At 70.4% G+C, this 16,935-nt stretch carries 17 protein-coding genes and 3 pseudogenes; 9 read left to right on the top strand and 11 right to left on the bottom strand.

The genetic code is table 11. From position 1 onward, the window contains the following. Window positions 1-26 precede the first annotated feature (26 nt). Window positions 27-248 (bottom strand): annotated as a pseudogene (locus QRX50_RS44460) (3-ketosteroid-9-alpha-hydroxylase); the annotation flags it as partial. 521 nt (window positions 249-769) lie between these two features. Between QRX50_RS44460 and hsaB the strand changes: the two are divergent. After that, window positions 770-1,309, top strand: a complete 540-nt coding sequence (hsaB, locus tag QRX50_RS44455; RefSeq protein WP_285969063.1) for a 3-hydroxy-9,10-secoandrosta-1,3,5(10)-triene-9,17-dione monooxygenase reductase subunit — start codon at window positions 770-772, stop codon at window positions 1,307-1,309. Between the two features lie 5 nt (window positions 1,310-1,314). On the opposite strand, the gene QRX50_RS44450 is transcribed toward hsaB, so the two are convergent. Beyond that, window positions 1,315-1,569, bottom strand: a complete 255-nt coding sequence (locus QRX50_RS44450; RefSeq protein ID WP_285969062.1) for a Smr/MutS family protein — start codon at window positions 1,567-1,569, stop codon at window positions 1,315-1,317. A 95-nt stretch (window positions 1,570-1,664) separates the two neighbouring features. After that, on the bottom strand, window positions 1,665-2,063 hold the full coding sequence (locus tag QRX50_RS44445) for a peptidase inhibitor family I36 protein (RefSeq protein ID WP_285969061.1): 399 nt from the start codon (window positions 2,061-2,063) through the stop codon (window positions 1,665-1,667). 121 nt (window positions 2,064-2,184) lie between these two features. Here QRX50_RS44445 and QRX50_RS44440 point away from each other — a divergent pair, with 121 nt between their 5' ends. Further along, the gene (locus tag QRX50_RS44440) at window positions 2,185-4,617 is read left to right on the top strand and encodes an AfsR/SARP family transcriptional regulator (RefSeq protein ID WP_285969060.1); all 2,433 of its coding nucleotides are present in this window, start codon (window positions 2,185-2,187) and stop codon (window positions 4,615-4,617) included. Further along, window positions 4,572-5,042, top strand: coding sequence for a hypothetical protein (locus QRX50_RS44435; RefSeq protein WP_285969059.1), 471 nt, complete (start codon window positions 4,572-4,574; stop codon window positions 5,040-5,042). The genes QRX50_RS44440 and QRX50_RS44435 overlap by 46 nt, the downstream gene beginning before the upstream one ends. A 372-nt stretch (window positions 5,043-5,414) precedes the next feature. Here the strand turns inward: QRX50_RS44435 and QRX50_RS44430 are convergent, their stop codons facing one another. The 3 genes from QRX50_RS44430 to QRX50_RS44420 all read right to left on the bottom strand — a co-directional run bounded on the left by QRX50_RS44430 (window position 5,415) and on the right by QRX50_RS44420 (window position 7,762). After that, a complete protein-coding gene (locus tag QRX50_RS44430; RefSeq protein ID WP_285969058.1) occupies window positions 5,415-6,485 on the bottom strand; it encodes an MBL fold metallo-hydrolase in 1,071 nt (356 codons plus the stop codon). Window positions 6,486-6,495: 10 nt separating this feature from the next. Beyond that, the gene (locus QRX50_RS44425; RefSeq protein WP_285969057.1) at window positions 6,496-7,530 is read right to left on the bottom strand and encodes a fatty acid desaturase family protein; all 1,035 of its coding nucleotides are present in this window, start codon (window positions 7,528-7,530) and stop codon (window positions 6,496-6,498) included. Window positions 7,531-7,609: 79 nt separating this feature from the next. Continuing rightward, window positions 7,610-7,762, bottom strand: coding sequence for an acyl-CoA dehydrogenase family protein (locus tag QRX50_RS44420; protein ID WP_491700783.1), 153 nt, complete (start codon window positions 7,760-7,762; stop codon window positions 7,610-7,612). A 60-nt stretch (window positions 7,763-7,822) separates the two neighbouring features. Between QRX50_RS44420 and QRX50_RS44415 the strand changes: the two are divergent. The 3 genes and pseudogenes from QRX50_RS44415 to QRX50_RS44405 all read left to right on the top strand — a co-directional run. Next, window positions 7,823-8,325, top strand: a pseudogene (locus tag QRX50_RS44415) (SDR family oxidoreductase); the annotation flags it as partial. Window positions 8,326-8,335: 10 nt separating this feature from the next. Then, the gene (locus QRX50_RS44410) at window positions 8,336-8,938 is read left to right on the top strand and encodes a TetR/AcrR family transcriptional regulator (protein WP_285969056.1); all 603 of its coding nucleotides are present in this window, start codon (window positions 8,336-8,338) and stop codon (window positions 8,936-8,938) included. Then, a pseudogene (locus QRX50_RS44405) lies at window positions 8,931-10,081 on the top strand (acetyl-CoA C-acetyltransferase). Before QRX50_RS44410 ends, QRX50_RS44405 begins: the two are co-directional and overlap by 8 nt. 91 nt (window positions 10,082-10,172) lie before the next feature. Here the strand turns inward: QRX50_RS44405 and QRX50_RS44400 are convergent. Genes QRX50_RS44400 through QRX50_RS44380 form a run of 5 tightly spaced genes read right to left on the bottom strand, consistent with a single transcriptional unit; the run spans window position 10,173 to window position 13,957 of the window. Beyond that, window positions 10,173-11,477: an NAD(P)/FAD-dependent oxidoreductase gene (locus QRX50_RS44400; protein WP_285969055.1), complete on the bottom strand. Its 1,305-nt coding sequence runs from the start codon at window positions 11,475-11,477 to the stop codon at window positions 10,173-10,175. Then, window positions 11,470-11,694, bottom strand: coding sequence for a ferredoxin (locus QRX50_RS44395; RefSeq protein WP_285969054.1), 225 nt, complete (start codon window positions 11,692-11,694; stop codon window positions 11,470-11,472). Before QRX50_RS44395 ends, QRX50_RS44400 begins: the two co-directional genes overlap by 8 nt. Next, the gene (locus tag QRX50_RS44390; RefSeq protein ID WP_285969053.1) at window positions 11,691-12,299 is read right to left on the bottom strand and encodes a ferric reductase-like transmembrane domain-containing protein; all 609 of its coding nucleotides are present in this window, start codon (window positions 12,297-12,299) and stop codon (window positions 11,691-11,693) included. The genes QRX50_RS44395 and QRX50_RS44390 overlap by 4 nt, the downstream gene beginning before the upstream one ends. Continuing rightward, window positions 12,292-13,032 (bottom strand): DUF4142 domain-containing protein, encoded by a 741-nt coding sequence (locus QRX50_RS44385; protein ID WP_285969052.1) that lies wholly within the window; start codon window positions 13,030-13,032, stop codon window positions 12,292-12,294. The genes QRX50_RS44390 and QRX50_RS44385 overlap by 8 nt, the downstream gene beginning before the upstream one ends. Continuing rightward, window positions 13,016-13,957: a hypothetical protein gene (locus tag QRX50_RS44380; protein WP_285969051.1), complete on the bottom strand. Its 942-nt coding sequence runs from the start codon at window positions 13,955-13,957 to the stop codon at window positions 13,016-13,018. The genes QRX50_RS44385 and QRX50_RS44380 overlap by 17 nt, the downstream gene beginning before the upstream one ends. Here QRX50_RS44380 and QRX50_RS44375 point away from each other — a divergent pair. The 3 genes from QRX50_RS44375 to QRX50_RS44365 all read left to right on the top strand — a co-directional run bounded on the left by QRX50_RS44375 (window position 13,928) and on the right by QRX50_RS44365 (window position 16,857). Continuing rightward, window positions 13,928-14,371, top strand: coding sequence for a sigma-70 family RNA polymerase sigma factor (locus QRX50_RS44375; protein ID WP_285969050.1), 444 nt, complete (start codon window positions 13,928-13,930; stop codon window positions 14,369-14,371). The two genes, QRX50_RS44380 and QRX50_RS44375, sit on opposite strands and share 30 nt — an antisense overlap. Window positions 14,372-14,378: 7 nt before the next feature. Further along, a complete protein-coding gene (locus QRX50_RS44370) occupies window positions 14,379-15,128 on the top strand; it encodes a zf-HC2 domain-containing protein (RefSeq protein WP_285969049.1) in 750 nt (249 codons plus the stop codon). 241 nt (window positions 15,129-15,369) lie between these two features. Then, window positions 15,370-16,857, top strand: coding sequence for a DUF1996 domain-containing protein (locus QRX50_RS44365; RefSeq protein ID WP_285969048.1), 1,488 nt, complete (start codon window positions 15,370-15,372; stop codon window positions 16,855-16,857). Window positions 16,858-16,935: the final 78 nt, after the last annotated feature.

The raw sequence follows: 16,935 nt of genomic DNA, 5'->3' as shown, positions 1-16,935 counted from the left end.
GGTGTGGAACTCGGTGACCTCGGTCGTCACACGCCTGCCTCTTCCGCCTCCGCACGCTGCCGCGCCAGGTTCTCCGCCACTTCCGCGGCCCACGCCTCGTTGGCCTTGCTCGTGTCGACCTCGAACTCGAAGCGGCGCGTCATGTCCTCGGTGACGTCGTCGGCGTCGACGTAGAACTGCTCGTACCAGCGGCGCAGCTGGTAGACCGGCCCGTCTTCCTCAGACAGCAACGGATTGTCGATGCGGGTTGCCGATGGCTGCGTTGCTTCGCGGGTTTCTGTGCCCGGGCTGGCATCGCGGTGTCCGTTTGGGGCCACGACTTCGGCGACAGTTGCCGATGGCTGCGTTGGTTCGCGGGTCTATGGGCCCGCGCTGGCATCGCGGTGTCCTTGTGGGGTCACGACTTCGGCGTGAGTTTCCGATGGCCGCGTTGGTTCGCAGGTTTCTCCTCGTGCGCCGGCATCGCAGTGTCCCTTTGGGGCCACGCCTTCGGCGTCGGTTCCCGATGCCCCGTTGTTCCGCGGGGTTCTCGGCCCGCGCTGGCCTCGCGGTGTCCCGTTGGCGCCACGGTGTCGGCGCCCGTTCGCGATGGGCGCGTTGTTTCGCGGTTTCTCGGCGCGCGCCGGTGCCGGGGTGTCCCTTTGGGCCACGATTTCAGCGTTGGCTCTCGATGGCCGCGATGGTTCGCGGTCTCTCAGCCCCCTCCGCGCGCCTTTGCCGCGGGTCAGCCGGAGACCTGGCGTCCAACCGAAACTTCGGTGAGGCCCGGATGACCGCTGTACTCGGCCCGTCGCGATTCCGGGCCGTGCTCGGACACTTCTGCACCGGAGTCACCATCGTCACCAGCCATGACGGCGCCGCCCCGGTCGGGTTCGCGTGTCAGTCCTTCGCGGCGTTGTCCCTGGATCCGCCGCTGGCGTTGTTCTGCGCGGCCCGCACGTCGCGCACCTGGCCGATCCTCGCCGCCACCGGTCGCTTCACCGTCAACGTCCTCGCCGAGCACCAGCGCGACCTCAGTGCCACCTTCGGTGCCCGCGTTGACGACAAGTTCGCCACCGTCGCCTGGCACCCCGCCCCGTCCGGCGCCCCGCTGATCCACGGCGCCCTCACGTGGATCGACTGCGCTCTCGAGACCGTGCATCCCGCCGGCGACCACCACCACGTCGTCATCGGCCGCGTGACCGCACGCGGCGACACCTCCGACGCCCGGCCGCTCCTCTTTCACCGCGGTCAGTACACCGTCACGGAACCCGTCCTCGACCCGCTCGCCGCGCTCCTGTCCTGGCCCCGCCCGGACGACTGGCTGTAGCGCGCCTACTTCCACCTGAAGTGCACGAACACCCGCCCGAAGTTGTCCTTGTCCTTCTCCACACGGTGGTAGAGCGCCTTGATCTGTTCCTGCTCCAGAAACCGCAGCACGTGCTTCTTCAGCTGGCCGGACCCCTTGCCCGGGATGATCTCCACGAGCGGCGCCTTCTTCGCCACGGCCTCGTCGATCACCGCCCGCAGCGCCCGGTCGATATCGCCGCTGCGGTTGTAGATGTCGTGCAGGTCGAGTTTGAGCTTCATGCCGTCCAGCGTGCCACGCGCACCCGCCGAGACGGCCGGACCGAGCCCCCGGCGCACCCCTCACGGCGCCGGCGGCTCGGCCCGAAGAGGGGGGATCAGCAGGCGTTGATCTTCCAGGAGTCGGCCTTGTCGTTGGTGCCCGGGATGTCGGCCAGGTTCTTGTAGTCCTTGAACGGACCGACCTTGAGGATCAGCTTGTCGCCCAGGACGCCGCGGTGGTTGTAGAGGCAGATGGTGCGATTGCCGTTGTTGATGATCGACGACAGCTGGCTGCGCTTGTCCCCGCTGGACGCCGGCGGGTTGTTGAAGCTTCCCGACGGGGTGGAGCTGTAGTTCAGGTGCCAGCCCGTGTAGCTCGCGTTCTGGTAGAAGCAGTAATAGTTCGCCGGGCAGGGCGCGGTCGCGGCGGAGGCCGGCGCTGCGGCGACCACGGTGCCGGCGGCGACACCGGCGATGGCGGCCGCGATCGCGGCGGCGGAACGGATCTTCGACATGGCGGTTCTCTCCCCTTGAGCGGCCACCCCCGGAGTGGGCGACCGGATGGCTCAACCGTGTCGAGGTCCGTCCTCGTGTCGTCATCACGCCATCCTCACGCAGGTCAGCGCAGGTATGATCATGGTCCGGGAAGGGACGTGGATGGACTTCTGTGTGCTGGGGCCGTTGGAGATCTGGACGGCCGGGGGACGGCTGTCCCTCCCCGGAACCCGGCACCAGCGCGTGTTGGCGACGTTGTTGCTCACCCCCAACGCCGTCGTCCCGATGGCGAGGCTCATCGAGGCCACGTGGGAGGGCGAGCCGCCCGCCACGGCCACCAAGCAGGTGCAGAACTGCGTGTCGGCCCTGCGCGAACGGCTCGGTGACCCCGAGCAGCGCCTCATCGTCACCGACGGCCCCGGCTACCGGATCACCGTCGCCGACGACCAGCTCGACCTGCTCCGCTTCACCAAGGGCCTCGCCGACGCGAAGCGCTTCGCCGAGCAGGGTGCGCTGCGCGACGGCGTGCGCGAGATCCGGACCGCGCTCAAGCTTTGGCGTGGCCCCGCACTCGACGGGCTCGATACCCCCGCGCTGGTCAGCCGCGCCGCCCGGCTGGACGAGCAGCGCCTCGACGCGTTCGAGTCGTGCGTCGACTGGCAGATCGCGCTCGGCCAGCACCGCGAGGTCGTCGACGAACTCGCCGAGGTCGTCGCCGAGCACCCGCTCCGCGAACGGCCGCATGCCCAGCTGATGCTCGCGCTCGACCGCTCCGGCCGGCAAGCAGACGCGCTCAAGGTGTTCCAGCGCCTGCGCACCGACCTCGCCGAGGATCTGGGCATCGACCCCGGCCCCGACGTCCGCGACCTGCACGAACGCATCCTCCGCGGCGAGAATCGCCCGTCGGGCGCCGCGCCCGACACCGCCGCGCCCGACACCGCCGCGCCCGACACCGCCACACCCGACACTTCCGCGCCCCCGGACGAGCTCGACCGCGCGGCGAAGGAGCTCGCCGCGGCGATCACCCGGCAGTGGACCGCCGAAGCCGAGATGCGCTCGCTCAAGCGTCCGGAGCCGGTGCCGTTGAACTGGTCGTGCACCGAGCGCGAGGTCGCCGCCGCTGCGTCGACAGTGCTCGGCGCGCGCCCCGGCGAAGGCCCGGACCGCCTGGTGCTGAGCGGCGACCTGACCGACGTCGTCGCGAAGTTCCGGCAGGTCCCGGCTCGGCAGCTCGTGGTGCTCGGCGAGCCCGGCGCCGGCAAGTCCGTACTGGCGATCCTCCTCACTCTCGGTCTGCTGGCGGACCCGCGACCGGGCGAGCCGGTGCCGGTGCTGTTGCCGCTCGCCTCCTGGAACCCGCACCGCGAGCACCTGCACACCTGGCTGGCGCGCAAGCTGGTCGAGGAGTACCCGGGCCTCGCGAACACCGCCGCCTACGGCGAGGACGCCAGCCTGCGCCTGGTCCTCGAGGGCCGGATCATCCCGGTCCTCGACGGCCTCGACGAAACCCCGCCAGGCCTCCACACCGCCGCGATCGATGCCCTCGACCAAGCCGTCGGCGCCGGCCGCCCGCTGGTGGTGACCTGCCGCAGCGCCGAGTACGAGCTCGCGGTCCGCCAAACGGGCGCCTTCCTGACCCGGGCCGCCGTGGTGGAGATCGAGCCGGTCGAGATCGAGGACACGATCGACTTCCTCACCGCACGCCGACGCTCCGGCGAGACCCGCTGGGACCCGCTCGTCCGCCGGCTGCGCCGCGAACCGACCGGGCCGCTCGCCCAAGCCTTGCGCACGCCCCTGATGGTCGACCTGGCCAGGACCGCCTACGCGAACCCCGCCACCGACCCCGGCGAACTCTGCGACCCCACGCGATTCCCGGACCGCGCATCCGTCGAACGACACCTCCTCGACTCGTACCTCCCCGCCGTCTACACCCGCAAACCCACACCTCCCGCTCAGCTCGCCCGCCCACACCCGCCGCGCGACTACGACCCCGCGCAGGCCGAGCGCTGGCTCACCTTCCTCGCGCGCCGGCTCGAACGCGAACGCACCCGCGACCTCGCCTGGTGGCAGCTGGACCGCGCCGTGCCGAGGCTCGTCGTCGGCCTGTACCTCGGGCTGCCGCCGGCGGGGTTGTTCGCCCTCACCGGCTGGCTGGCCGCCGGCCCGGTGATCGGCGCGATCTACGGCGGCTCCTTCGCGATCGCGGGCTGCGTCACGCACAGCGTCGGGCGCCGCCCGGGTCCGCTGCGAGTGGAACCGAGGTTCGCGGGTACCGCCGGCCGCTTCGCCCGCCGGTTCGCGGTGGGCGAAGCGGCCGGAGTCTGCCTCGGCCTCGGCTGGTCGCTCCCGACCTGGGTGATCAGCCTGCTCGCGCTCGTGTTCGGTCTGGCCGTCGGCGTGCACGTCTGGCTGGGCACGCCGCTGGATGCGAACCGGGTGTCCAGCCCGGAGACCGTGCTGCGCCACGATCGCGCCGCGGCCCTCTCGTTCACGTTGTCATTCATGGTCTCCCTCGGTCTCTTTACGGTTTGGCTCTGGCGCTCACCCCCGCAGAGTCCACCTTCGAAATACTGAACGGGCACTACGACGTGGTGCTCGGCCTGGCGGGCGGAGTGGCCGCCGGGCTGCTGGGCCGGTCCCTCGTCGCGAACCTGGGTGGTGTCGCCTACGGGATCGCCGGTGCGGTCATCGGTGGTCAGGTGTTCCTGCCCGCGACCAGCGCAGTGCAGGCGGTGGTGGGTGGCGGCCTGTTCGGCCTTTCGGTCGGCGTGAGTGTGTGTTTGGCCCGGGCGTGGGGCGCCTTCGCGTTCACCCGGCTCTGGCTGGCCTCGCGGGGCCGGATTCCCTGGGAATTCATGGCTTTCCTCGCCGACGCACACCGGCGCGGGGTGTTGCGGCAGGTCGGCGAGGTGTACCAGTTTCGGCACGCGAGGCTGCAGGAGCGGCTTGCCGACGCGGGACCTACAGCAGGTGGGCGCCCAGGCATGGATGACGAGTAAGGATCACTGGAGCAGCACCGTTCCATCGTGCCCTGGTGATCGGCCGATGTCATCGATTCGAACACATGTTCGCACGATCGGGTGGTCGCTCGGGTGAAGGGCGGCGTTTGCCGCTTGAGGCGCGCTAACGTCGGATTCATCAAAGCAGCCGGACGTGGTGCGACTCCGCCCGTCCTCCTCGGCGCGGGAATCCTTCAGCAGCACCCTTTTCTGCACTCGAGCAGCACATCCTCGAGCAGCACGTCGACACATTCACGCGAGAACGGATCAGCGATGTACCCAGCAGGAGTCAATTCGGCGGCGCGCAAACAAGCTCGTCCGCACCGGAGACCGGAGCGCCGTCCCATGGACGGTGAGCGAAGACCCAGGGCGTCACCCCAGCGTCTGCCACCAACCGTCCACGGCGGGCGGGTTCGTCACGTCGATCCGCTGACCGGGCGTCGGCACGGCGAGGGCGAGGTCGTTCGCCTTGGCCTCGCGCCACACGCGGTCCGCGGGCTCGCCCCAGGGGTGCATCGCGAGGGAGAACGTGGCCCAGTGCACGGGCACGAGCAGTCCGCCTCGAACGTCGATGTGCGCGGCGATGCCTTCTTCGGGCGTCATGTGGATGTCCGGCCAATGGGGGGCGTACGCGCCGACCTGGATGAGCGTGGCGTCGAACGGGCCGTACTCCTCGCCGATCCTGGCGAAGCCGTCGAAGTAGCCGGTGTCCCCGCTGTAGAACACTTTGTGCTGCGGCCCGGCGATGACCCACGACGTCCACAGGGTGCTGTCGTTGCCGATGCCGCGGCCGGAGAAGTGCTGGGCCGGTGTCGCCACGAACCGGATGCCGGCGACCTCGGCTTCGTCGTGCCAGTCGAGCTCCACGATTCGCGAAGCCGGCACGTGCCACCGCTCCAGGTGCGCGCCGACCCCCAGCGGCACGAGGAACGGTGCGTCGTGCGCCTCGAGCAGGGCGCGCACGGTGGCGAGGTCGAGGTGGTCGTAGTGGTCGTGCGAGATCACGATCGCGTCGACTCGGCCGACCGCGTCCAGCGGCACCGGCGCGGCGTGCAGGCGGCGCGGGCCCAGGAAAGCGGCGGGAGACACCCGGTCGCTCCACACCGGATCGCACAGTACGCGGGCGCCGTCGATCTCCACGAGCGTCGAAGCGTGGCCGTACCAGGTGAGGAACAGACCTTCGGCGGAGTCTGTGGTGGTGTCGGCCACGAGCGGGATCTCCCCGGTGGGCTTGCGGCGGTCTCGGTCGTCGCCGAAGAGCAGCTCGCGCAGGATGCCGCCGGCCGCCGAGGGCGAAGGGGACGAGCGCGTGGGTGAGGCATTGTGGAAGACGCCATCGGCGTACTGCGGCGAGCGCCGCATCCGCTCGGCACGCGCGCCGGTGGCCTTCGCGCCGAAGGCCACCGGGAGATCACCGAGTGCCGAGACAGTTTTCCTGAGCATGCCCCCGAGTCTACGAACGCTTCCTGAGAGGAGCCCCAGCTTCGTGGAGGTGGGCCAACGCCTGCCGGTAGGACTCCACGAGGCTGGTCTGCAGGTAAGGAATGCCGAGCTCGGCGCAGTAGCTCTGCACAATCGGCTGCGCGCGCCGCAGGTGCACCGACGGCATGCTCGGGAAGAGGTGGTGCTCGATCTGGTAGTTGAGGCCGCCGAGGGCGACATCCACGATCGCACTACCGCGGACGTTGCGCGAGGTGAGCACCTGCTTGCGGAGGAAGTCGAGCTGGGGGCGGCCGGTCAGCGTCGGCATGCCCTTGTGGTTCGGCGCGAAGATCGATCCCATGTAGACACCCCACAGTCCCTGGTGGACGGCGAAGAAGAGCAGGGCCAGGCCCGGCGGGAGGACCACGAACAACGCGGTGAGGTAGGTCGCGAAGTGCAGCGCCAGGAGCGTGGCCTCGAGGCCACGGCGGCGCAGACCGGGCCGGGCGACCGCGCGGATACCGGACCAATGCAGGTTCAGGCCTTCGAGCGTGAGCAGCGGGAAGAAGAGGAACGCCTGGTGCCGCCCGATGAACCGGGGCACGCCGCGGCTGGCGCGGGCCTGGTCCTGCGACCACACGAGGATGTCGGGGTCGACGTCGGGATCCAGCTCCTCGTGGTTGGGGTTCGCGTGGTGGCGGGTGTGCTTGTCCATCCACCAGCCGTAGCTCATGCCCACGCCCAGGTTGCCCGCGAGGAGCCCGGCGGTTTCGGTCGGGCGTCGCGTGCGGAGCACCTGGCGGTGGGCCAGGTCGTGGGAGAGCAGGGCGATCTGACCGAACATGAAGGCCTGGAACGCGGCGACGGTGAGCTGCCACCACGAGTCCCCGAGGAGCGCGAAGGCGACCCAGCCGCCGGCGAACAGCGTGGTCACCACGGCGACCCTGGCCGTGTAGTAGCCGGGGCGCCGCGCGAGCAGCCCCGCGTCCGTGATGCGACGGGAAAGGCGGGCGAAATCGCTGCCCGGGCCGGCCGCGGCCGGGAGGACGAGATTGTCTGTGGTCACCTCGTCGAGTTTTTCGGGGAAGCCGGCCGAGCAGAACCCGGCAGGCCCCAGAACCCGTACGGGGGGTGGCCCCACCCCGCTAGGGGTGGACGCGCGAAAGGTGGTGATGGGGTGCGCCGAAAAGCTGCGAGGTCGAGTGTGCTCGTTTGAAGTACCGGTGCGCGGGATGATTCCAGGTGATGGCCATGCCCCCGTGCAGCTGGATCATCTCGGCGGCGACTTCGGCGAACACCTCGCTGCAGTGCACCTTCGCCACCGCGGCGAGCCGGGGCGACTCCGGCGCGGCGTAGGCGGCGGAGCGCGCGTGCTCGTCAACAACGCCGGCCTCGGCGGCACCTGCTCCCGGCTGGACATGTCCGACGACGAGTGGTCGCGTGTGCTCGACGTGACGCTCACCGGCACCTTCCGGGCCACGCGCGCCGCCCTGCGCCGGTTCACGGTCCAGAAAACCGGCGGCGCCATCGTGAACAACGCCTCCGTGCTCGGCTGGCGCGCGCAGGAGGGCCAGGCCACTACGCCGCCGCGAAGGCCGGCGTGCTGCCCCTGACGCGCTGCGCCGCCGTGGACGCCGCGCCGTACGACGTGCGCGTGAACGCCGTCGCGCCCAGCCTCGCGATGCACGCCATCCTCGCGAAGGTGACCAGCGACGAGCTGCTCGCCGAACTCACCGCGCGCGAGGTCTCGGGCAGGGCGGCGCAGCCGTGGGAGGTGGCGAATGTGATGGAGTTCCTGGCCAGTGAGTACGCCTCGTACCTCACCGGCGAGGTGGTGTCGGTCAGTGCCCAGCACGCGTGAGGTGGAACGAGTGAAGAACGTCCCCGGATCACGGCGAGCCGAGCTGCTCGCGCTCGCCGTGAAGCTGTTCGCCGAGCGCGGGTACGTGTCCACCACGGTCCGCGACATCGCCGACGCCGCGGGCATCCTGTCCGGCAGCCTCTACCACCACTTCGACTCGAAGGAGTCGATGGCCGACGAGATCCTGTCCGGTTTCCTCGACGAGCTTTTCGGGGCCTACGCCGAGATCGTCGCGCAGGGCAAGGGCCCGCGCGAGACGCTGGAGGCCGTGGTTGTCGCGTCGTTCGACTCGATCCACCGCCGCCCCGCCGAGGTCGCGATCTACCAGAACGAAGCCCAGCACCTCATGCAGCTGCCGCGCTTCGCCTACCTCAACGACCGCAACGCCGAGTTCCGCAAGCTCTGGAACGGCATCCTCACCGACGGCGTCGAGGCCGGCGTCTTCCGCCCCGATCTCGACGTCGAGCTGGTCTACCGCTTCATCCGCGACACGGTCTGGGTCGCGGTGCGCTGGTACAACCCCGAAGGCGCGCTGAGCGCCCACGACGTCGCCGACCAGTACCTCGGCATCCTGCTCGACGGCATCGCGACCCGCAGGAGGCGCCGTGGCTGAGGCCTACGTGCTCGACGCCGTGCGCACGCCCGTCGGCCGGCGCGGCGGCGCGCTCGCCGCGGTGCACCCGGCCGACCTCGGCGCGCACGTGATCCGGGCGGTCGTCGAACGCACCCGCATCGACCCGGCGCTCGTCGACGACGTGATCCTCGGCTGCGTCGACCCCCTCGGACCGCAGGCCGGCAACCTCGCGCGCACCGCGTGGCTCGCCGCCGGGTTCCCGGACCACGTGCCGGGCGTGACGGTCGATCGCCAGTGCGGATCGAGCCAGCAGGCCGTGCACTTCGCCGCGCAGGCGGTGCTCAGCGACACGGCTGACCTGGTGCTCGCGGGCGGCGTGCAGAACATGTCGGCTGTGCCGATCGGTTCGGCGATGCTCGCCGGGCGCGAGCTGGGGTTCCCCGACCCGTTCTCGGGCTCGAAGGGCTGGCAGGAGCGCTACGGCGCCGAGGAGATCTCGCACTTCCGCAGCGCCGACCTCATCGCGCACCACTGGGACCTCTCGCGCGCGCAGCTGGAGGAGTTCGCGCTGCGCAGCCACGAACGCGCGGCCGCCGCCATCGACGAAGGGCGCTTCGACGCCGAACTCGTGGCCTACGGTGACTTCCGCGTGGACGAAGGTCCCCGCCGCGACACCAGCCGCGCGAAGATGGCCGCGTTGAAGCCGCTTTCCGAAGGCTCCCGCATCACCGCCGCCGTCTCCAGCCAGCTCTCCGACGGCACGAGCGCGACGCTCCTGGCCTCGGCGGCGTTCGTGCGGGAGCACAAATTCAAGCCCCGAGCACGCATCCACCACCTTTCGGTGCGGGCCGCGGATCCGGTCTGGATGCTCACCGGCCCGATCCCGGCGACCGCGCACGCGCTGCGCCAGACCGGCCTCACCATCGGTGAGATCGACCTGTTCGAGGTCAACGAGGCCTTCGCCAGCGTCGTGCTCGCGTGGCTCGACGAGACCGGCGCGGACCCGGACCGCGTGAACGTGAACGGCGGCGCCATCGCGCTCGGCCACCCGATCGGCGCGTCGGGCACGAAGCTGTTCGCGACGCTCCTGCACGAGCTGGAACGCCGGGACGCGCGGTTCGGCCTCAGACCATGTGCGAAGGCGGCGGCACCGCCAACGTCACCATCGTCGAACGGCTGTGAACGAAGGGCCGGTCACCACACCGCCCAGCCGCAGGGACGGCGTGGTGACCGGCGGGAGGGGGCGGCCGCCGCGCGCGGCCACCCCCGGCTCTCACCGCGCGTAGTCCTGAACCGTGCCGAGCTCGTCGGCGAACTCCGCGTAGAACTCCTGCGTGTCGAACCGCTCGTCGGTGTCGAACTGTTCGTCGTCGGGCCAGGTCTCGACCGGCGTAGGTGCCACCGGGGTGTAGTCCGGCACCGGCAGCCGACGGTCGAGCTCGGCCGTCCAGTCGAGCATCGCGCGCGGCTTGTCCCACGCCGTGATGCCCACGAGCTGCCCGGCGCGGATGAAACCGGTGATGCCGTCGGCGAGCGACACGGTGTCCTCGCCCAGCGACGGCAGGCCCGCCATCTGCAGCCGAACGTCGTAGAGCGTCGACCACGCCCGCGGCAGCGGCGCGAACGGTGTTGCCGCCGACCGGCCCGCGATCAGGTTCTCGGCGGCCGCGCGCGCCGATTCCACGGCGTTGATCCAGTGCTCGACCCGGCGCGGCACCTCGTCGAAGCGCAGGTTGGGCCAGCGCGCGAGGTCACCCGCCACCACCACGTCGTCGGCGCCCTCGGCGAACAGCGTCGGCTCGCACAGCACACCGTCCTCGACGTCGAGACCCGAGCCACGCAGGTAGTCGACCGCCGGGACGCTGCCGATCGCGAGCACCACGCAGCTCGCCACGAGCAGCTTGTTGTTCGTCAGGTGCAGCCCGACTGTGTCGTCGGTGCTGATCCAGTGCCGCACCTCCGAACCCATCGCCAGCTTCGTGCGGTGTTCCTTGTGCAGCTTCACCACCGCGTCGGAGATCCGGCTGCCGAAGCGGTGCAGCGGCGCCTTCGCGTGGCCGACGAGCGTGACGTCGCGTCCGAGGTGGCGCATGCTCGCGGCGAACTCGTTGCCGATCAGGCCGCCGCCGATCACCACGGCGGGCTTGTTGCTCGCGTGCAGGCAATGCCGCACAGCCAGCGCGTCGTCGATCGTGCGCAGCACGCGCACGCGCGGGTCGTGGCGCGGTGAACCGGGCAGGTGCCGCGGCACGACGCCGGTGGCCAGCACGAGCCCGTCGTACCAAAGTGACTCGCCGCCGGGCAGGTGCACGACGCGTTCGGCGGTGTCAAGGTGCGTCGCGCGGGTGCCGAGGCGCCAGTGGACGTCGAGGTCACCGTAGGCACGCAGCGTGGTGTCGGGCGGTCGTGCCGCTCCCATCACGAGCTGCTTCGAGATCATCGGCCGGTGGTACGGGCGGCGGGCCTCGTCGCCCACCACCACGATCTCGCCGTCGAAGCCGAGCTCACGCAGTCGTTCCGCCGCGCGCAGGCCGGCCACACCTGCGCCGACGATGACGATCCGGTCGCCGTCAGCCATCGAGTTCCCCTCTGAGTACGACCGCCTGCATCGGGCACACGCGGGCGGCGGCGATCGCCTGGGTCATGTCTTCGGGATCGAGCAGGCGCTTGCGGAAGCGCAGGCGCCCGTCCCGGCCGAGGTCGAAGAGGCCGGGGGCCTCCATCGCACAGATTCCGTAGAGCTCGCACCGGTCGTTGTCGACGCTCACGCGCGGCCCGCTGCCGGGGAGTTTCACGCCACCTGCTCCTCGACGAGCCCGATCCGCTCGAGCGTCCGCGGCGGCAGGAACCGCAGCAGCGCCAGCGTGACCGGGGGGACGAGCAGCGTGATGCCGGCGAGCCACAGCGTCGCGAGGTGACCGTTGGCGATCGCGCCGAAGAAGGCGTGCAACGCGGTCAGCGCGACGGCCGGGTAGGCCAGCCGGTGCAGCCACAGCCAGCGCCGGTACGACGTCCAGCGCTGCACACACGTGGTGAGCGCGATGGCCAGCATCAGCTCCAGCCCGACGATGCCGAACGTGTGCCGCGCGAGCGTGCCCGGCATGAACGGGACCGTGATGTAGGCCAGCGAGAACGGGTTCACCGTGAGGTAGAGGAACCCCAGCGCGTGGAGGCAGCCGAACGAGAGCGCGAGCGTCGCCAGCGTCAGGTGGCCGCTGCGCAGGGCTTTGCGGCCGGTGACCGAGCGCACCCAGCCCGTGGCGGTGAGCACGCCCCAGCACAGCGTGAGGCACATGAACGCGTACGACAGCCTCGCCGACAGCGCCGCGATACCGCGTGCGGCCGGGTCGGTGGACTGCTGAGCGAGGGTGGTCACCGCCTCGTGGACGGTGTCAACCATGGGTTTCTCCTGAGTTCGGGCGGAGGCGGCCGCCGCGCAGGCGGCCCGACTTGAGGTAACGGACTCCGAGCAGCGTCGCGCCGCCGACCAGCAGGATCAGCAGCGCGCCGGTGAGCACGTCGCCGGTCCGCAGGTCGAGGGCGGCGCCCGCGGGCGCCGCGGAACTGGCCACGTTGGCCTGCGGCAACGCGCTGAAGTCCACGAAACCGGTGCTCTCCAGCAGCGTCATGTGCCGCAGCACGGCTTGGTTCGCGACGGTGGCGTACGCGCGGATCTCGGGGTTGCGCGTACCGGCGCGGACCTGCGCGATGACGGAGAACACCTGGCCGTGGGCCGCGCGCAGCCGGTTGGCGAAGATGCGGTCGAAGTCCTGCGGGGTGGGGGCGTTCTGCAGTTCGTTGAGCCAGCCCATCTGCTCGGCCGACGGTTCGGCGGGCAGCGCGACGTTGAGCTTCGCGGCGAGCTGGCGCGTCATCACGTCGAGCCGGCCGTGGTCGACCATGATCGCGGCGCCGACTTCCCGCACCTTCGGGCTCGCGCCGCGGGTTTCGGCCCACGTCCCGGCGGGCATCTCCCACAGACCGGCCTGGCGCACCTTCACGAGCAGCAGCTGGTCGCCGGCGTCGACGCCGGTCTGGGCGGACGCGGGGGCCGGCTGCAGCACCACGACAGCGGCGAGCACGACGAAAACAACGCGGAGGAACCTTCGGGCGAGCTCAGATCCGGAACGCATCGGTCCGCCAGGTATCGGTCGTGGTTTCGATCTTGCGGCCGTCGGGCGACAGCGGGAACCAGGCGCGGTCGGCGCCCTGTCCGGCGGTCTGGCCCGGCATTTCGTCGCCGGTGAAGCGGTAGAGCGGCCAGCCGGCGAGGGTGACCTGGTCCGTGCCGTCGGGGCGCGTGACGCTTCCCACAAGGTCGCGGTCGATGCCGGTGAGCGTCACGTCACCACTCGCGCGGACGGGTAGCCACTTCTGCGCGCACTCGTCGGTGCAGCGGGAACGAGACGGCTTGGCGCTGTCGCGGTCGTAGCGGTAGATGGCGAAACCGCTTCCGTCCACGACCACCGGGCCGAGGTCGAACGCGCGCGCGGCCCGCAGGGCGGCTTTCGCCGGGTCGGTCTGGTCGGCCGGCATCTCCATCGGCATGGTCATCGAGCCTGCTGCGCTCGAAGAATAGCCACCGGGAGCGGTTCCGGACTGACAAGCGGTCAATACTGTGAATGCGGCCAGGCACACAGCGGGCGGTCCCGCTGTGCGGAACAAGCGGTTCACGGCTTCCTCCAGGGGGCGGAACTGCGCACCGTCGCGGGGGAACGACGGGAAAAGGGCGCAGTTGATCCACTGTGGACAGTAAGCCCAGGGTGAATGCGGCGCGTCGCGGGGGAACGACGCTTTGTCGGGGTCTTCGACGGGGGATACGGACACGGGTTCGACACGGTTCAAAAAACTTTCGTGACCAGTGCCCGTGAATTTGGTACTGGACGAAATGGTGCCGTTGCCACAAAGATGTGCGGCGTGGGACGGCACAATCGAACGCTGAGCCCGACGGACGATCATGAAACCGAAACCCCCGGAGTTCATGACGACCTGGCCAAAGCGTTGTACCAAGAGTTCGGCGGAGCCTTGATGGGCTTCGCGCTGCGCCTGACCGGTCACGACCGGCAGTGGGCGGAGGACGTGGTGCAGGAGACCTTGATCAAGGCGTGGCGCAACGCCGACAAGCTCGACCGGAGGCCGGCGATGCTGCGCGCGTGGCTGTTCACCGTCGCTCGGCGCATCGTCATCGACGGCTGGCGCAGCCGCAGTGTCCGTCCGCAGGAGCTCGAGGAGATCGAGTCCGACGCCGTGTTCGTGTCCGACGAGTCGGACAAGACCGTGGCGGCCATGATCCTTTACGAGGCGCTGCAAGGGCTTTCGCCCGAGCACCGGGAGGCCGTGCAGCAGACGTACCTGGCCGACCGGACCGTGAACGAGGTCGCCGCCACCCTGGGGGTGCCGCCCGGCACCGTCAAATCGCGAATCCACCACGCCGTCCGCGCCTTGCGGAAGGCGATGCGCGAGCGGGGGTGAGGTGACGGTGGCCGAGTCCCCGCACACCGACCTCGCCGCGTACGTGCTCGGCGTGCTCAGTGAAGCCGACAACACGCGGTTCGAGGAACACCTGCTCGACTGTCCGCACTGCCAGCTCGACCTCGTCGAGCTCCATCAGCTGCCCGACGTGCTCGACTTGGTGAAGAAGAACTGGCCGGAGCCGCCGGTACCGGTCACGCCGGGCCGCACGCTGGCGCCCGGCCCGCGCGTGCTGCGGGCGTTGATGGCCGAGGCGACGGTGAAGCGCAAGCGGCGCCGGCGCGCCGGGCTCGTCGCCGCGGCGGCCGCGGCCGCGCTCGTGGTGGCGGGTCCGCTCGTGACGCTCGCGGTGCGCCCGGCCGACGCCGCCGGTCCGGCCGTGAGCCTGGCCGCGCCGACGTCGGTCCCGCCGTCGCCGGCTTCCTCGCTGTCCGCGCCCGGCGGTGGCACGTCGTCGGGTCAGGGCGCTTCGGCCTTGACCGCGCGCGTGACCGTGACCCCGCGCGAGTGGGGCAGCTCCGTGGACCTCGACCTGAGCGGGGCCGCGGGACCGATGAACTGCCAGCTGCTCGCCATCTCCTCGGCCGGCGACATCCGCACGGTCACCGGCTGGTCCGTGCCCGCGAAGGGCTACGGGATCCCGGGTTCGCCCGACCCGCTGCACGTGACCGGCGGCACGTCGCTGCCCGCCGACGAGATCACGCGGTTCGAGGTCCGGTCCGACGACGGCACGCTGCTCGTGGTCGTCGACCGCTGACCCTTCTCCCTGGGGAAATATTCCGTCCTTTGTGGATTTGAAGGGCGGAAATCCCGATCACGTGCGGATAACGCGGCGATTTCTTTTTGAACCACTTCGCCTTCCCGTCCGTATTCCCCAGTGCCGGCACCGGATTCCCCCGCATCCGAGGTGCCGAGCGTCTTGACTCCAAGTAGTTCACACCCGGGCCGCGGCCGTAGTTCGGCGCGCCCGGAGGATCGAACGAGGTGAGCACAGCACCATGACCAGGAACCATCCCCGGCACCGGTCGTCGAAGCGCGTCACGATCGTCACCGGTGCACTCGGCCTGGCCCTCGCGGTCGGCGCGCTGGCCGTGAACGCGACGTCCGGCGAGCCCGACCGCGCCGGCGCCGACCCGGCCGACAAGTCTTTCTTCCTGGACATCAACAAAGTCCCGAAGGGCTCGAACCTGAGCCGGACGCAGAACCGCGGTGCGCGCGGCACGTTCACCGTCGACTGTGGACGCAACGAGAACGGCCACTTCAACCCCGACAACTTCATCGCGCAGCCGGGTGTGCGCAACGGCGCCCAGCACCTGCACGACTACGTCGGCAACCTCTCCACCAACGCCGACTCGACCAACCGCAGCCTCGCCAAGGCCGGCACGACGTGCAAGAACGGTGACAAGTCCACCTACTACTGGCCGGTGGTCCGCATCGACACCGACGACGAGGAGGAAGCTCCGGCTTCGTCCGAAGCCGCTGCCCCGACGGAAGGCGAGGACGTGGCCGCCGACCGCGCCGACGCGGCCAAGGACGCCGCCGCGCCGCAGGTCGAGTGCCCCGACGTGGTGAGCGAGCTGCCCGACGTGCCCGACGCGGCGATGGACGCGGTGAACACCGAGCTCGACGCGATGGACGCGCAGGTCGACCAGGCCGACAAGCAGGTGGAGACCGGGCAGGACGCCGATGAGGTACTGAGCTCGTTGAAGGGCAAGCGGTCCGCGTCCCTGAAGAAGATCTCCGACACGATGACCGCGCAGGGCGTGAAGCCGGAAGACCCGGCTGCGCTCGCGGGCTGCGCCGTGCAGGACCCGGACGACGCGGGTCTCGACAACGGCGGCGCCAACAGCGACCCGGCCGCCGGCGAGAGCGCCACGGAGCAGAAGCAGAAGCAGGACAACGGTGCGGCCGCCGAGCTCCCGGGCGTGAACGACGAGAACGAGGTCGCCGGCAACGACGGCGAGATCCAGCGCGTGGTGTCCGCGACGCTGTCCTTCGGCAGCGGCGGCGCGCGCCGGGTCGTGGCGATGCCGCGGTTCCTGCGGGTGCTCTACGGTGACGCGAAGGAAGGCGCCAATGGTCCCGCCAACGCCCGCGCGAGCTGGACGTGCTCCGGCTTCGAGGACCGGCTGACCGACCATTACCCCATCTGCCCCGACGGCAGCAAGGTCGAGCGCATCCACGCCTTCCCGAACTGCTGGGACGGCAAGAACATCGACAGCGCCAACCACCGCACCCACATCGTCTTCTCGGATGCGAACGGCAACTGCAAGCGCGGCTTCAAGGCGGTGCCGCAGCTGAAGATCACCCTGGTCTACAACATCCCGCACGACGTGCAGGTCAAGGGCCAGTACAAAGTGGACGCGTTCCCCGAGGAGAAGCACAACCCGCGCTCGGATCACGACGACTTCGCCAACGTCATGACGCAGTCGCAGATGAACCGTGTGGTCACCTGCATCAACACGGGCAAGCGCTGCAACGAATGACCCGGGGAGCGGGCGGCTCGGGGTGGTGTCTCGCTCGGACACCATTGGGACCCGGGCCGCCCCCGCCCCGCCCAGCGC

This window comes from Amycolatopsis sp. 2-15 (assembly GCF_030285625.1).
GTDB classification, from domain to species: domain Bacteria; phylum Actinomycetota; class Actinomycetes; order Mycobacteriales; family Pseudonocardiaceae; genus Amycolatopsis; species Amycolatopsis carbonis.
Note: the sequence above shows the minus strand (reverse complement) of the source record. Positions and strands in the feature narration are given on the sequence as shown.

What these genes read in the sequence shown, in the direction of transcription:
- hsaB (WP_285969063.1), top strand. Translation starts at nt 770, where the DNA reads ATGACCGCTGTACTCGGCCCGTCGCGATTCCGGGCCGTGCTCGGACAC.
- QRX50_RS44450 (WP_285969062.1), bottom strand. Translation starts at nt 1,569, where the DNA reads ATGAAGCTCAAACTCGACCTGCACGACATCTACAACCGCAGCGGCGAT.
- QRX50_RS44445 (WP_285969061.1), bottom strand. Translation starts at nt 2,063, where the DNA reads ATGTCGAAGATCCGTTCCGCCGCCGCGATCGCGGCCGCCATCGCCGGT.
- QRX50_RS44440 (WP_285969060.1), top strand. Translation starts at nt 2,185, where the DNA reads ATGGTCCGGGAAGGGACGTGGATGGACTTCTGTGTGCTGGGGCCGTTG.
- QRX50_RS44430 (WP_285969058.1), bottom strand. Translation starts at nt 6,485, where the DNA reads ATGCTCAGGAAAACTGTCTCGGCACTCGGTGATCTCCCGGTGGCCTTC.
- QRX50_RS44400 (WP_285969055.1), bottom strand. Translation starts at nt 11,477, where the DNA reads ATGGCTGACGGCGACCGGATCGTCATCGTCGGCGCAGGTGTGGCCGGC.
- QRX50_RS44390 (WP_285969053.1), bottom strand. Translation starts at nt 12,299, where the DNA reads ATGGTTGACACCGTCCACGAGGCGGTGACCACCCTCGCTCAGCAGTCC.
- QRX50_RS44385 (WP_285969052.1), bottom strand. Translation starts at nt 13,032, where the DNA reads ATGCGTTCCGGATCTGAGCTCGCCCGAAGGTTCCTCCGCGTTGTTTTC.
- QRX50_RS44375 (WP_285969050.1), top strand. Translation starts at nt 13,928, where the DNA reads ATGGGCTTCGCGCTGCGCCTGACCGGTCACGACCGGCAGTGGGCGGAG.
- QRX50_RS44365 (WP_285969048.1), top strand. Translation starts at nt 15,370, where the DNA reads ATGACCAGGAACCATCCCCGGCACCGGTCGTCGAAGCGCGTCACGATC.